Below are 12,612 nucleotides of genomic sequence, written 5' to 3' on the forward strand. Positions count from 1 at the left end.
CCCCCAATACTTCCCACTTTGTGATGTGATTCACAGCCCTACTTGTAGGGGTACCGCACCGCCCCAAATGGGGTATACCCACCACCGGATCCACGCCAAAGTCAAGAGTCCGCACAAGATTCCCTCAAGATCAGCTCAAACCATTGACGAAAACGATAGTTAGACGTATAGGACCAAGACGCGGCAAGAGTGGTCTCATTTGAATTATTCGCCTGAGACCACTCTTGTTTGGATATTTGGTTTTGACTGGGAGGAATCTAGCCCTCTCCTGCCAGTCTCCACATAAACACCGTCATGGCATCCCGATTGATAGGTATGAACGGCCGGTACTCCGCCGTGGTGTCGTTGGTGCCATTTGTCCAGCCGGTGCTGATTCCCTGCTCCGCCAGCCAGGAAACCTCGTCATAGAACAGGTTGTCCGGGCTGTAGTCCACGAATGGCGACTTTGCCGGCCCCTTGTATCCTGGAGCCGGACCGTCGAAGGTGTCGCCCTTGGCGGTGGCGAATCGGTAGATGAAAGCAGCCATCGCGTCACGCGTGATCGGAGTGAATGGGCGGTATTCGACCGTCTTGTCCAACGGTCCGCCGGTCCAACCCTTTGTGATTCCCTGGGAATACAGCCAGGTGACCTCCTTATAGAAGAGGCTGTCGGAGTCGTAGTCCACGAACGGCGACTCCGCCGGTGCATCGAAGTCGGGGCTGCCGGCCAGCCGATATAGGAACGCAGCCATCGCATCCCTGTTCGTGTCCGCGTACGGGCGGAATGTGCCATCCTTCCAACCCGTAGTGATGCCCTGCTCAACAGCCCAATCAATCTGCGTCTTCCACATAGTTTCAGAAGAAACATCCTGGAAGTCGAGTGTGTAGGTATGGGAGCGAACGTCTGATGCATTACCGGCTTCGTCAATACCGATGTACTTCAACTCGATCGGACCCTCGATGGTTATCGGGGCTGTGTAAGGCTTGCTATCGGCTGTTGGAGTGGACCCATCAATCGAATAGTAGATATCCGCAGCCTCATCGGCAGTGAGTTCGACTGTTGATCCATAGCGGTAAGCTCCCGCAGTCTTCGAGGCAGTTACAACGGGTGCTGTGTCGTCACCGGGTTCGTCGCTTGGTTCGTCAGTTGGGTCGGTGGTGGGTTCTTCTGTCGGGTCTTCGGTTGGGTCGATGGTGGGTTCTTCTGTCGGGTCTTCGGTTGGGTCGGTGGTGGGTTCTTCTGTCGGGTCTTCGGTTGGGTCGGTGGTGGGTTCTTCTGTCGGGTCTTCGGTTGGATCAGGTGATTCAGACTCTCCAGTCTCCAAATCCAAAACGATGTCACTGAACTGAAGCATTTCGATGCCGGACAAGATGTCTGTGCCGTCGGCCCCGGTTCCACGGGCGTGGACTACCGTTGTCACGCCATCTGTGGTTGAGACGTCGTACTCCGCCTGGGCGCCGGAGAACACAGCCGTGTCGTCTTCAGACGATTCACGGTCCACCCGCATCTCCAGTACTGCCACAATGCTGGCAGGATCGATGGTGCCGGCGAGGATGTCTTCCTGCAGTTCATCCAGAGATGCAGCTGACGCGGTCTCGGATGCCGGGTCTGAAGGGTTTGTGCGCACGCTGAGCCGCACGTGCAAGGCGGCATCGCCGTCGATAATATCGTTGGCGCCGCGCCCTTCCAGAATGTCGCTGCCGTCGCCGCCGAAGATGAAGTTTCCAGCACCCCAAGTGGCGGTACCCTGCGGCAGGAGATCCGCCAGGCCCGCGATACGTGCAATGCCTGCGGCGTCCAAAGCATTGCCGGATTCCGCAGCGTCGTTGGCAGGAACCCTGTCGTCGCCGCGGAGCACATCATCGTCTTCCCCGCCGGAGAGGGCCTCCACTGAGAGGTACCTGTCCGCAGTATCTGGAGGGGTGTCCTCTTCAAACACCATGCGGAGATCCACGTTCGCGGCTCCGGCTTCCCTGGTGTGGGTTGACCAGTCGAAACCATCTGCGCCGTCGTTCCGCTGTACCCCGCCGCCGGCGAGCATGACGTCGTCTCCACCTCCGGAGTGGAAATCGTCCTGACCTCCATTGCTGATCAGGACGTCGTCCCCCAGTCCATTGACCGGTTCGTCATAGGGGCTGCCGGCGTCACTCAAGATCAGATCGCCGTTGCTGCCACCTTCGACCCAATCATCGCCGTCACCGCCGAATACAGTGTTTGCGCCGTCACCGCTGACCGTGAAGTCATTGCCGCTGCCCAGGATATGTTCGTTACCATCGGCTCCACCGGTGGTGAAGTCACTGCCCTCGCCGCCGAAGATGATGTCGAAGCCCGGTCCAGCGTCGATGGCGTCGTCCCCGTTGTCGCCGGTCAGGACATCATCACCTCCGAGTGCGGTGACCCGGTCGTTGCCGCCGGCGCCGAGAATGCTGTCGTTGCCGCCGGTGCCGGTTAGAACGTCGTCACCCTCGCTGCCGTGGAAGGTGCCTCCGGCGGGCGACTCGGCCACCCGGACTGCCGGGCCGGCGTTGCCGGAGACGACGGCGGCCCTGCCTGCCTTCCCATCGTTGGAAGCAGTCTCGGCCCCTGGAGGCGAGGCCGCCAATCCGGTCATGGTGGCAGAAAGGAGTCCGGCGCCGAGGGCAAAACCGGTGGCGCCGGCGACGAAAGGTTTCACGGTGGAAGCGGTCCAGCGCCGTTCATTAATGGCACGGCTGGAATGGGTGCCGCCGGATTCTTTGGGACTCAACATGATGCACGCCTAAGGTGGGCAATAGTGTTCATGACGAGAATGCGCCCCTGACCTTGGAGGAACCCTTAACCACTTGTGGGTGAGGTGAGGATGCTCTCAGCTGGTATTTCGACATATCACCGTCGCAGGCCGTAAACTGAGCAGTGATCCGGCGGCAGTCCGTGGCGGCTGGATTTTGTTATGCATATTTGGCACGGCACAACTCAAGGAGTTATTTGTGGCATTAGACGCCGCTGTAAAACAGGAAATCATGAAGGATTTCGGCACCAGCGAGGGAGACACCGGTTCGCCGGAGGTTCAGATCGCGATGCTCACCAAGCGCATCTCAGGTCTGACCGAGCACCTCAAAGAGCACAAGCACGACCACCACACCCGCCGCGGGCTGATGGCCTTGGTCGGGCGACGCAAGCGCCTTCTGACCTACTTGAAGAAGTCTGACATCGACCGCTACCGTAAGCTCATTGAGCGCCTCGGCATCCGCCGGTAGTCAGCATGCAGGGCGGCACTTCGATCGGTTTCCACGCCTCCGTGGCGGAAACTGTCGAAGGGCCGCCTTTCGCACAAATACAACTACATAAACACCAACCAGGAGCCAGCAGGCATCGTGCATTCGCGGTCCTCGGTAGTGACCTCCGGGAAGTTTCCGCACCTACGTTGGTGCGGAGGCGGCCCGTGGGTCTCGATCGAAGACCGGGTGCAATCGGACAAGGAAACCAAAAAACGGTGCCTTCTGCCTCCAGAACAAGGAAATGGAGGTGACTCTCTTGGAGGGTCCCGAAATCAAATTCTCAGAAGCCGTCATTGATAACGGCAAGTACGGCACACGCACCATCCGCTTCGAAACCGGCCGTGTCGCCAAGCAGGCAGCCGGAGCTGCCATGGTGTACGTCGACGACGACACATCACTTCTTTCCGCCACCTCGGCAGGCAAGCAGCCCCGCGAAGGCTTCGACTTCTTCCCGCTGACTGTCGACGTCGAAGAGCGCATGTACGCTGCCGGCCGCATCCCTGGGTCGTTCTTCCGCCGCGAAGGCCGCCCTTCAACGGACGCGATCCTGGCTTGCCGACTTATCGACCGCCCGCTGCGTCCGTCCTTCGTGAGCGGACTCCGCAACGAGGTCCAGGTCGTCATCACGGTGCTGTCCATTAACCCGGATGAGCTGTACGACGTTGTCGCCATCAACGCTGCATCAATGTCAACGCAGATTTCCGGCCTGCCGTTCTCCGGCCCGATCGGCGGCGTGCGCGTTGCCCTGGTCGAGGACCAGTGGGTTGCCTTCCCGAAGCACTCCGAGCTGGAGAAGGCCGTCTTCAACATGGTCGTCGCTGGCCGTGTCGTGAAGAACGATGACGGCAGCGAAGACGTCGCCATCATGATGGTCGAGGCCGAGGCCACGAACAATTCCTGGAACCTGATCAAGGACGAGGGCGCGACCGCTCCTACCGAGGAGATTGTGGCCGAGGGTCTGGAAGCTGCAAAGCCTTTCATCAAGACCCTGGTGGACGCGCAGGCCAACCTGGCGGCGCAGGCGGCCAAGCCTGTCGCCGAATTCCCGCGGTTCCTGGACTACGAGGACGACACCTACGCCGCCGTCGAATCCGCAGCTGCGGACAAGCTGGCCAAGGTATTCTCCATCGCCGACAAGCAGGAGCGGGACAACGCCTCCGATGACCTCAAGGCAGAGGTAATGGAGAACCTGTCCGGCCAGTTCGAGGGCCGTGAGAAGGAGCTTTCGGGCGCCTTCCGCGCGGTGACCAAGAAGGTGGTCCGGCAGCGGATCCTCACCGAGCAGGTTCGTATTGACGGCCGCGGCCTGACGGACATCCGCCAGCTGACTGCCGAGGTTGAGGTTCTGCCCCGCGTCCACGGCTCGGCCATCTTCGAACGCGGCGAAACCCAGATCATGGGTGTCACGACGCTGAACATGCTCAAGATGGAACAGCAGATCGACTCACTGTCGCCGGAGAAGCACAAGCGGTACATGCACAACTACAACTTCCCGCCGTACTCCACCGGTGAAACCGGTCGTGTTGGTTCGCCCAAGCGCCGAGAAATCGGCCACGGAGCTCTCGCCGAGCGGGCATTGATGCCGGTGCTGCCGACGCGTGAGGAATTCCCTTACGCCATCCGCCAGGTTTCCGAGGCGCTCAGCTCCAACGGTTCGACGTCGATGGGTTCGGTCTGCGCTTCGACGCTGTCGCTGCTCAACGCCGGTGTCCCGCTGCGTGCTCCCGTTGCCGGTATCGCCATGGGCCTGGTTTCCGACCAGGTCGACGGTCAGACGCGCTACGCGGCACTGACGGACATCCTTGGCGCCGAAGATGCCTTCGGCGACATGGACTTCAAGGTTGCCGGTACGTCTGAGTTCGTGACCGCGATCCAGCTTGACACTAAGCTGGATGGTCTTCCGGCTTCCGTGCTGGGCGCCGCGCTGAAGCAGGCCCGTGAGGCCCGCCTGCACATCCTCGGAGTCATCAACGCTGCGATCGACAACCCGGATGAACTGTCCGAGTTCGCCCCCCGCGTGATCAGCGTGAAGGTACCCGTCGACAAGATCGGTGAGGTCATTGGCCCGAAGGGCAAGATGATCAACCAGATCCAGGACGACACGGGCGCCGATATCTCGATCGAAGATGATGGCACCGTCTACATCGGCGCAACCGATGGCCCGTCCGCTGAAGCAGCACGCTCGGCGATCAACGCCATTGCGAACCCGACCGTCCCCGAGGTCGGCGAGCGGTATCTGGGCACGGTCGTCAAGACGACCACGTTCGGTGCGTTCGTTTCCCTGACACCGGGCAAGGATGGGCTCCTGCACATCTCCGAACTGAGGAAGCTGGCCGGCGGCAAGCGCGTGGACAATGTCGACGACGTCGTCTCCGTGGGACAAAAAATCCAGGTGGAAATCACCAAGGTTGACGACCGCGGAAAGCTGTCCCTGTCCCCGGTGGTCGCTGATGAGTCCTCTGACTCGCCGGCTTCCTCCGAGGAGCAGGAGCGGGTTCACTCTGAGGACCCCGCAGAGGGCGCTGCAGAGTAATATGCCCGTAGTTCCGTTGCCGCTGGCATCCTCCCCAGGCCATGACCACCATTCCGCAACAGGCAATGCCCGCTTGCGGAAAGAACAGGGTCTGCGGGAGGACCCGCCGGTGCAACCGGAAAACTTCGAGCCCGGCGCCGCCCCCGCGGCGGCGCCGGGTCCGCTCGACGTCGTCATTGGCACCGAGGGTGGCGACATCGTCCGCCGGTCCGTCCTCCCGGGCGGCGTGCGGGTGCTGACCGAGTCCATGCCAGGGCAGCGGTCGGCCACCATTGGATTCTGGCTCGGCGTGGGTTCCCGCGACGAGCTGGAGGGCGAACACGGGTCCACTCACTTTTTGGAACACCTGTTGTTCAAGGGAACCACCCACCGCAGCGCCATGGACATCGCCTCGGCATTTGACGAGGTCGGTGGTGAGTCCAACGCCGCGACTGCGAAGGAAAGCACCTGCTATTACGCCAGGGTGCTCGACACCGACCTGCCCATGGCCATCGAGACGATCGCTGACATGGTGACGTCGGCCGTGCTTGATCCAGCCGAACTGGAGCAGGAACGGGACGTCATTCTCGAGGAGATCGCCATGGACCGGGATGATCCGGCCGACGTGGCGCATGAATCCTTCGTCGAATCAGTCTTTGGCGACCATCCGCTCGGCCGTCCCATCGGCGGCACCCCCGAGGCCATCAAGGCCATTTCCCGGGAGTCGGTGCTGCGGCATTACAAGCGCTACTACCGCCCGGATGAACTGGTCGTCACGGCGGCCGGCGGCCTCAACCACGATGAAGTTTGCGCCCAGGTAATGGAAGCCCTTCATCGGGCCGGATGGGAATTGCCCGACGGCGCAGCCCCGGTCGCCCGCCGCACCGCCGAGCAGGCCGCACGGCCTGGGACGGGGGGAGTGCAGGTAATAGAGCGCGCCGTCGAACAGGCGAACATCATTGTTGGCTGCCCGTCGCTGGTGGCCACGGATGAACGGAAGTTCGTCATGAGTGCGCTCAATACCGTGCTGGGTGGAGGAATGTCCTCGCGGCTTTTCCAGGAGATCAGGGAAAAGCGCGGACTGGCCTATTCCACCTACTCGTTTTCCGTCGGCTATGCCGATGCAGGCTACTTTGCCATGTACGCCGGCTGCATGCCCGCCAAGGCAAAACAGGTTATTGACCTGCTCGGCGACGAGCTGGACAAACTTGCCACCGACCTCATTACCGATACCGAGCTGAAAAAGGCGGTCGGGCAACTGTCCGGAGGGATAGTGCTGGCGCTGGAGGATTCCGGCTCAAGGATGTCGCGGCTGGGACGGGCTGAACTTATCACCGGCGAATTCGTCGACATCGATGAAACCCTCAAGCGCATCAACGACGTAACCCCCGGGGAGATCCGGGAACTGGCCGCAGAGCTGGCCGCGGCACCGCGGACCACCACCGTCGTCGGACCCTTTCCGGACGACAGCGAATTCCGCAGCTAATCCCGACGGTTCCGCGTAGCGGAGCGGAAGGAGCACCGAAAATGAGCGACGTTTCCGGAATTTCCGGCCAACTCAGCAGGCACGGCGACACCGTGGATGTACGGCTTGAACATGCCTTTCCCGTGGAGCGGAATGTGCTGTGGCAGACCATCACCGAACCCGGGAAGCTCGCCGGATGGTTTGCAACTGTCAAGGGAGAACTCACCGAGGGCGGCCGCTGCCACGTGGTGTTCGACGCCGACAACCCGGAGCAGCAGATTAGCGGCACCATAGAGGAATGCGCAGCAGGTTCGCGGTTGGTGCTCAGCTGGGAAATGCAGGACCACTCAGATTCGACAGTGGCCGCAACTCTTTCCGCCGGGCAGCAGGGAACGGTCCTGACACTCGAGCACCACCGGATGCAGGAGGATACCGCCGCGGCCTACGGTGCAGGCTGGCAAGCGTACCTTGAAGCCCTCGCGGCATATCTTGAGGGCAATTCCGGCGTCGGGGAACGCTGGGACGCGCGCTGGCAGGAACTCCTGCCGCTCTATCTTCATGAGGCCGCTGGGCTCTAGCAGAAGACTTGCCTCAAGTCGTTTCGCAAAGGCTCCAGCCGACGCGCAAAGGCCTCAAGCGGCCCGCGCAAAAGGTGCTAACCGCCTGCAAAAGGCGGCAGTACGTCGACGACGTCGTCCTCGGCCAGCGGCGCGGTGTGGTCCTTCAGTGCCACTTCATTACGCAAAAAACTGCTGCGGATAATCACCGAGCTGAGTGAAGGCCGTCCCTCCTCCACGGAGGGATGCCGCTGCACGAGTTTCACCAGAACGTCATTGAGCGTTGTGCCCTGACGGATCTCAAGCTTCTCCTCGTCGATGCCTGTCGCCGCCCGGGCAGCACCGAAATATCTCACGATCATGGTCCGCCGGCCCTAACCGCCGATGGCGCTCATCGAGCGCTCGGGCTGAACGAAGTCCGGTGCGTCCAGGCCGACATGGTCCATGCCGTGAGCGGCTGGTTTAGCCCACATCGCCGCCCGCCAACGGTCCGCGACGTCCACGTCGGAGGCATCGGAGCGCAGCAGCTCCATCAGATCCGTTTCCTCGTGGGAAAACAGGCAGCTGCGGACCTTACCTTCGGCCGTAATGCGGGTCCGCTTACAGTCCGCGCAGAATGGTTCCGTAACGGAGGCGATGATGCCGATGACGCCGAGCAGGGCGCCATCGTACGGGTCGCGGACTTCCCACCGTTCGGCAGGAGCGCCGTCCCGGTCCCGGGGATCAGGACGCAGATCGAACCGGCCGGAGAGCCGTTCTTTAACTTCCGCGGCCGTGACCATATTCTTCCTGGTCCAGCCATGGTCGGCATCGAGCGGCATCTGCTCGATGAAGCGCAGTTCGTGACCATTCCGGGTGGCCCAACTGACCAGGTCCGGCGCTTCGGCGTCGTTGATTCCACGCATCAGCACGGCATTGATCTTGATTGGGCCCAGCCCGGCGGCAGCAGCTCCATCGACGCCGGCGAGTACCCGCTTCAGATTGTCCCGGCGGGTCAACTGGGCGAAAGTTTCGGGGCAGAGCGAATCGAGGGACACGTTAATCCGTGTCAGGCCGGCTTCCTTCAATGCGGAGGCCTTCTTGTCGAGGCCGAGCGCATTCGTGGTGAGCGATATCGGCAGATCCGCGTGGTTCGCGCGGATGCCTCTGATGATGTCGACCAGATCCGCCCTGACCAGCGGTTCACCACCGGTCAGGCGCAGTTCACGGACGCCCAGATGTTCGACGGCGATGCGCACCAGCCGGGTGATCTCGCCGGCCGACATGAGCAGCTCCTTCGGCAACCAGGCAAGGCCATCGGCCGGCATGCAATACGTACAGCGCAGATTGCACTTATCGATTAATGACAGCCGCATATCGGTGGCCACCCTGCCGAACCGGTCGATCAGGGACGGTCCTGCATCGCCGGGGCGCGAGGGCAACGTCTGCTGTTGCCCGTCGTCGGGGGTGCCAGCCTTTTTTACCTGCGGCATTCCCAGTGAAACGCTCATGAACAGAGACTACGCCAAGTAGCGGCGGGCTTGGAATGCGTCTGGCGTTTATGCTCGGAGGATGCGCAAAAACCGCTGTTTCCGCAGGGCCGGACTGTATCTCGTCCTGCTTTGCCTTGCCTTGACCGGTTGCGGCACGCCGGCGCCCGGCACGGTGACGGTATTTGCGGCGTCGTCATTGACGGACGTTATGGAAAAACTGACGAAAACCTATGCCGAGGCCCATCCCGGAACGCAGTTCGCGGTCAACTACGGTTCGAGCACGCAGCTGGTCCAGCAGTTGAAGTCGGGGGCCCGGCCGGGAGTGCTGGTTACCGCCGACCGTGCCGCCATGGATGCCCTGGTTGGCACCGGTCTGCTGGCAGGAAAGACGGATGTCATTGCCACCAACGACATCACCATTGCCGTTGCTCCCGGAAACCCTGCCAATATCAACGGTCTGTCCGATCTGGGCAGGGATGGAATCACGGTGGCACGATGCGCTCCGGGAGTTCCCTGCGGGCGCGCGGCGGAACGGGTGCTGGATGCCGCAGGGCTGCAGCTGGAACAACCTGCCTCCGAAGACAGTGTACGGTCGGTGCTGACGAAGGTGGCCGCCGGACAGGTCGATGCGGGATTGGTGTACACCACTGATGCACTCGCCGCCCGCGGACAGGGAGTAACCAGCATCCCGCTGCAGAACGTGGAGCCCAACGAGTACCCGGCGGCATTGACCACCTATGGGGCGGACGATCCGGACGCGGTGGATTTCCAGCAGTGGCTGACCGGGGCTCAATCGGGCAGGATCCTGCGGGAGGCCGGCTTCGGTGAATAAACGATCGTCGGCGACGCTGCCGCGCTGGCTCTGGTTTCCAGCCGCCGTCGGAATCTTCCTCTGCGCAGGCCCGCTGTTCGCCTTGATCCTGGAAGCGCCATGGGGCAGCCTCGGCGGGATCCTGCTCAGCCCTGAAACCCTGACGTCGTTGGGGCTGTCGCTGGGTACGGCGGTCGCTTCGACCGTGCTGTGCGCGGCGTTGGGGCTTCCACTGGCGATCATTCTGAGCAAGCTCGAGGGCCCTTGGATCGAGGCGTTGCGCGGGTTGTTGCTGATCCCGCTGGTGCTCTCACCGGTCGTGTCCGGAATAGCCCTGCTCTACTTCTGGGGCCGGCAAGGTTTCTTTGGACGCCTGTTGGAGAATTTCGGTCTTGGCGTGGGCTTCTCCCCGGCGGCCGTCGTCGTCGTGCAGGTTTTTGTGTCGCTGCCATTCTTCGTGGTGGCGGCGCTGAGCAGTCTGCGGCAGGTTGATCCGGAACTGGAGATGGCGGCTGCGACGCTGGGGGCGGGACCGACGACGATCCTGCGCCACGTGACGCTGCCGTTGGCCATGCCGGGAGTGACGGTCGGTGTGCTGCTGGCCTTTGCCCGGTCGCTGGGTGAATACGGTGCGACCATTACCTTCGCGGGGAGCATCGAGGGGCAGACCCGGACTCTGCCGCTGCAGATCGAACTGAGCCTGAACTCCGCCCAGCCGCAGATGGCTCTCGGCATTTCACTGATGCTGATCGGGCTGTACCTCATCATCCTGACGCTCGCCAAGTACGGCGTCGACCGCCTCCTGCCCCGGCACTGAAGACGTGCGGAGCGTAGTCAGACCCGCAGCTTACGATTCGCATACGTTTGACCCATCCGCCTGCCCCGGCCGGTCCGAATAAACCTATGCTGGAGGAACAGGGCCGAAAGAGGCGCCGTCACCTACAGGCGGCGATACCGAGGAGCGGCAAATGAACAGAACGAGCTGGCTGGCAGCCCTTGCCGGCATTGTCGCGGTGGCTTTTGTCGCCGTGGCCGGCGAACTGCTGGCCGCCTTCATCAGCCCGGCGGTGTCACCCATCTCGGCAGTGGGATCGGCCACCATCGACCTGATGCCCCAGCCGCTGAAGGAATGGGCCATCGACACTTTCGGTACTGCCGACAAGGCTGCGCTGCTGGTGACCATGGTGCTGGTGATTGCTGTGCTGGCGGCCATCGCCGGGATTGCAGAATACAAGCGCCGGTACTCGGGCGTTGCCATCATTGTGTTGTTCAGCCTGGTTGGTCTGGTGGCCGTTTATTCGCGGCCGCAGGCAGGACCGTCGTCGGTTATTGCACCGCTGGCAGGGGCTGCGCTCGGGGTCATCATCCTTCCAGCCTTGATCAACCGTCTTCGGGCACTGAAGGCCGCGGAAGATCCTGCAGAAGCGGCTATGGCCCGCCGGCGCTTCCTGGTGGCCACCGGGGCCGGAGCCGCCGTCGCCGTCATCGGCGGCTATATCAGCACCACGCTCCGCAGCGTGCAGGTCAATGTCGCGAAGCTGCGCGCTTCGGTCATGTTGCCGCCGCCGTCGTCACCGGCCCAACCCATTCCGGACGAAGCCTCGATTCCGCTGGATGGCATGCCGGAGCTGGTCACGCCGACAGACGAGTTCTACCGGATCGACACCGCGTTCACCGTTCCCAGGGTGGATCCGGACACGTGGAAGCTGAAGGTTACCGGGCTGGTCGACAAAGAGGTGGAGATCGACTTCGCGGAGCTGATGTCCAAACCGCTGATTGAACGCTATGTCACCCTCGCCTGCGTTTCCAACCCGGTTGGCGGGGACCTAATCGGCAATGCGAGATGGCTGGGGTGGCCAATCCGCGAGCTGCTGGCCGAGGCAGGCCCTGCCGGTGATGCGGACATGGTCTTGTCGACCAGTACGGACGGCTGGACCGCCGGTACACCGCTGGAGGTCCTCACCGACGAGCGGGATGCCGTACTGGCCGTGGGGATGAACGGCGCGCCGCTTCCGTTTGAGCACGGTTTCCCGGTGCGCATGGTGGTGCCCGGGCTGTATGGCTATGTTTCCGCCACCAAGTGGGTGACAGAGCTGAAAGTGACCCGCTTCGCCGACGAGGTGGCCTATTGGACAACCCGGGGCTGGGCAGCTCGGGGGCCGATCAAGTTGTCCTCCCGGATCGATACGCCCCGCGATGGAGCAAACCGGCCATCTGGCAGGCTTCGCCTCGGCGGAGTTGCGTGGGCGCAGCATGTGGGCGTGCGCGCGGTTGAAGTGCAGGTCGACGACGGTCCGTGGCAACCGGCGGAACTCGCCGAAGCGATCTCGGAAGACACCTGGCGGCAGTGGGTGGCCGACGTCGTGCTTGAACCCGGCGAATATGAGCTGACGGTCCGCGCCATTGACCGGAACGGTGACGTCCAGACTGCCGACTTCGCCCCACCCGTCCCCAGCGGCGCAACCGGACACCACAGCATCAGCGTTTCGATAGGCTGACTTTTGCCCGCTCCCGGACAGGAACAAGTAGTCTGGAGCGGAACAATCCGACCAGTGGAG

10 protein-coding genes are annotated in these 12,612 nt (G+C 62.4%); 7 read left to right on the top strand and 3 right to left on the bottom strand.

Features of this window, described 5'->3' with window-relative positions; translation table 11 throughout:
• Positions 1–257: 257 nt before the first annotated feature.
• Positions 258–2,729: a chitobiase/beta-hexosaminidase C-terminal domain-containing protein gene (locus ACX80B_RS16965; RefSeq protein ID WP_459298330.1), complete on the bottom strand. Its 2,472-nt coding sequence runs from the start codon at positions 2,727–2,729 to the stop codon at positions 258–260.
• A gap of 217 nt (positions 2,730–2,946) precedes the next feature.
• On the opposite strand from ACX80B_RS16965, the gene rpsO reads away from it, so the two are divergent.
• From rpsO to ACX80B_RS16985, 4 genes are all read left to right on the top strand, one after another.
• Complete coding sequence (rpsO, locus tag ACX80B_RS16970; protein WP_026536228.1) at positions 2,947–3,216, top strand: 30S ribosomal protein S15; 270 nt, start codon at positions 2,947–2,949, stop codon at positions 3,214–3,216.
• A gap of 277 nt (positions 3,217–3,493) precedes the next feature.
• A complete protein-coding gene (locus ACX80B_RS16975; protein WP_459298453.1) occupies positions 3,494–5,770 on the top strand; it encodes a polyribonucleotide nucleotidyltransferase in 2,277 nt (758 codons plus the stop codon).
• A gap of 1 nt (position 5,771) precedes the next feature.
• Positions 5,772–7,235 (top strand): M16 family metallopeptidase, encoded by a 1,464-nt coding sequence (locus ACX80B_RS16980; RefSeq protein ID WP_459298332.1) that lies wholly within the window; start codon positions 5,772–5,774, stop codon positions 7,233–7,235.
• 41 nt (positions 7,236–7,276) lie between these two features.
• Complete coding sequence (locus ACX80B_RS16985) at positions 7,277–7,792, top strand: SRPBCC domain-containing protein (protein WP_459298334.1); 516 nt, start codon at positions 7,277–7,279, stop codon at positions 7,790–7,792.
• Between the two features lie 77 nt (positions 7,793–7,869).
• Here ACX80B_RS16985 and ACX80B_RS16990 read toward each other — a convergent pair whose 3' ends face one another.
• Both ACX80B_RS16990 and moaA read right to left on the bottom strand, forming a co-directional pair.
• Positions 7,870–8,133 carry a MoaD/ThiS family protein gene (locus ACX80B_RS16990; protein WP_459298336.1) on the bottom strand — a complete coding sequence of 88 codons (264 nt, stop codon included), beginning with the start codon at positions 8,131–8,133 and terminating at the stop codon, positions 7,870–7,872.
• Between the two features lie 12 nt (positions 8,134–8,145).
• Entirely contained in the window at positions 8,146–9,261 is a 1,116-nt protein-coding gene (gene moaA, locus ACX80B_RS16995) for a GTP 3',8-cyclase MoaA (RefSeq protein ID WP_459298338.1), read from the bottom strand.
• Between the two features lie 61 nt (positions 9,262–9,322).
• Here moaA and modA point away from each other — a divergent pair, with 61 nt between their 5' ends.
• The 3 genes from modA (at position 9,323) to ACX80B_RS17010 (ending at position 12,552) form a co-directional block, all read left to right on the top strand.
• Complete coding sequence (modA, locus tag ACX80B_RS17000; protein ID WP_459298340.1) at positions 9,323–10,075, top strand: molybdate ABC transporter substrate-binding protein; 753 nt, start codon at positions 9,323–9,325, stop codon at positions 10,073–10,075.
• Complete coding sequence (locus tag ACX80B_RS17005; protein WP_459298342.1) at positions 10,068–10,871, top strand: ABC transporter permease; 804 nt, start codon at positions 10,068–10,070, stop codon at positions 10,869–10,871. Before modA ends, ACX80B_RS17005 begins: the two co-directional genes overlap by 8 nt.
• A gap of 151 nt (positions 10,872–11,022) precedes the next feature.
• Positions 11,023–12,552 (top strand): molybdopterin-dependent oxidoreductase, encoded by a 1,530-nt coding sequence (locus ACX80B_RS17010; protein ID WP_459298344.1) that lies wholly within the window; start codon positions 11,023–11,025, stop codon positions 12,550–12,552.
• Positions 12,553–12,612 lie beyond the last annotated feature (60 nt).

The organism is Arthrobacter monumenti (assembly GCF_054511255.1).

Coding starts and splice junctions, on each gene's coding strand:
- ACX80B_RS16965 (WP_459298330.1), bottom strand. CDS start 2,729: ATGTTGAGTCCCAAAGAATCCGGCGGCACCCATTCCAGCCGTGCCATT.
- ACX80B_RS16980 (WP_459298332.1), top strand. CDS start 5,772: ATGCCCGTAGTTCCGTTGCCGCTGGCATCCTCCCCAGGCCATGACCAC.
- ACX80B_RS16985 (WP_459298334.1), top strand. CDS start 7,277: ATGAGCGACGTTTCCGGAATTTCCGGCCAACTCAGCAGGCACGGCGAC.
- ACX80B_RS16990 (WP_459298336.1), bottom strand. CDS start 8,133: ATGATCGTGAGATATTTCGGTGCTGCCCGGGCGGCGACAGGCATCGAC.
- moaA (WP_459298338.1), bottom strand. CDS start 9,261: ATGAGCGTTTCACTGGGAATGCCGCAGGTAAAAAAGGCTGGCACCCCC.
- modA (WP_459298340.1), top strand. CDS start 9,323: ATGCGCAAAAACCGCTGTTTCCGCAGGGCCGGACTGTATCTCGTCCTG.
- ACX80B_RS17010 (WP_459298344.1), top strand. CDS start 11,023: ATGAACAGAACGAGCTGGCTGGCAGCCCTTGCCGGCATTGTCGCGGTG.